The organism is Microbispora sp. ZYX-F-249 (assembly GCF_039649665.1).
Taxonomy (GTDB): Bacteria; Actinomycetota; Actinomycetes; order Streptosporangiales; family Streptosporangiaceae; genus Microbispora; species Microbispora maris.
On record NZ_JBDJAW010000125.1, the window covers coordinates 1 to 1,481 of the forward strand.

The 1,481-nt window shown below is 68.3% G+C and carries 1 protein-coding gene; it reads left to right on the forward strand.

Going from position 1 to position 1,481, the window contains the following annotated elements; all coding sequences use genetic code 11:
- The coding region (locus AAH991_RS40015) for a sugar ABC transporter ATP-binding protein (RefSeq protein WP_346231172.1) at positions 1-1,481 on the forward strand (1,481 nt) is incomplete at both ends.

Sequence of the window (1,481 nt, forward strand, 5' to 3'; positions counted from 1 at the left end):
ATCGTCAAGCAGTTCCCCGGCGTGCGTGCGCTGGACGGCGTGGACCTTGAGGTCAGGGCCGGGGAAGTGCACTGCCTGCTCGGCCAGAACGGTGCCGGGAAGTCCACGCTTATCAAGATTTTGTCTGGTGCTCATGCCCCTGATGAGGGGGAGGTGCTGCTGGATGGTGCGCCGGTGCGGCTGGCGCCGCCGACGGCGGCGATGGGCCTGGGCATCGCGACCATTTATCAGGAGCTCGACCTGGTCGACGGGTTGAGCGTGACGGAGAACATCTTCCTCGGGCATGAGCCGGCGAGTTTCGGGTTTTCCCGGCGGGGTGAGGCCGACCGTGCGGCGGGGGAGTTGCTCAAGCGGCTGGGGCATGGGGAGATCCGGCCGCGGACCGAGGTGGGCCGGTTGTCGCCGGCGCACAAGCAGATCGTGAGCATGGCCCGGGCGTTGTCGCATTCGGCCCGGTTGATCATCATGGACGAGCCGTCGGCCGCGTTGGCTCATGACGAGGTGGAGAACCTGTTCCGGGTGATCCGTGATCTGACTTCGCAGGGTGTGGCGGTGATCTACATCTCGCATCGGCTGGAGGAGATCCGGGAGATCGGTGATCGGGTGACGGTGCTGAAGGACGGGCGGACGGTCGCGGTGGGTCTGGCGGCCAAGGACACGCCGACCTCGCAGATCGTGGCGTTGATGACCGGCCGGAATGTGGAGTATGTGTTCCCGCCGCGGCCTGCCCGGGGTGCCCATGAGGGGCGGCCGGAGGTGTTGCGGGTGGAGAACCTGAGCGTGCCGGGCCGGGTGCGGGATGTGTCGTTCAGTATCCGGTCGGGGGAGATCCTGGGGTTGGCGGGGCTGGTCGGGTCGGGCCGTAGTGAGATCATCGAGGCGATCTACGGGGCGCGGCGGGCGAGCGGCCGGGTGGTGCTGGACGGGCAGGCGGTGCGGCCGGGTAGTACGACGCGTGCGGTGCGGATGGGCATGGGGCTGGCGCCGGAGGAGCGTAAGGCGCAGGCGTTGCTGCTGGATCATCCGGTCGCGCAGAACATCACGCTGGCGAGTTTGAGCCGGTATACCAAGCCGCGGTGGCTGGGGTGGCTGGATCGGCGGACGGAGTTCGCCGAGGCCAAGCGGTTGTCGGAGGCGCTGGACATTCGTCCGCCGGATCCGCGGCGGCCGATCCGCACGTTGTCGGGCGGCAATCAGCAGAAGGCGGTTTTGGGGCGGTGGCTGGCCGAGGACCGCAAGCTGTTGTTGCTGGATGAGCCGACCCGTGGGGTGGATGTCGGGGCGCGGGCGGAGTTGTATGCGCTGGTGCGCAAGCTGGCCGATGACGGCATCGGGGTGCTGCTGGTCTCCAGCGAGGTGCCCGAGGTGCTGGGCCTGGCCGACCGTGTGCTGGTCATCCGTGAGGGCCGGATCGTCCATGAGGCGCCGGCCGAGGACCTGGACGAGCATCGGGTGCTCGACCTGGTGATGGTCTCCCAGGA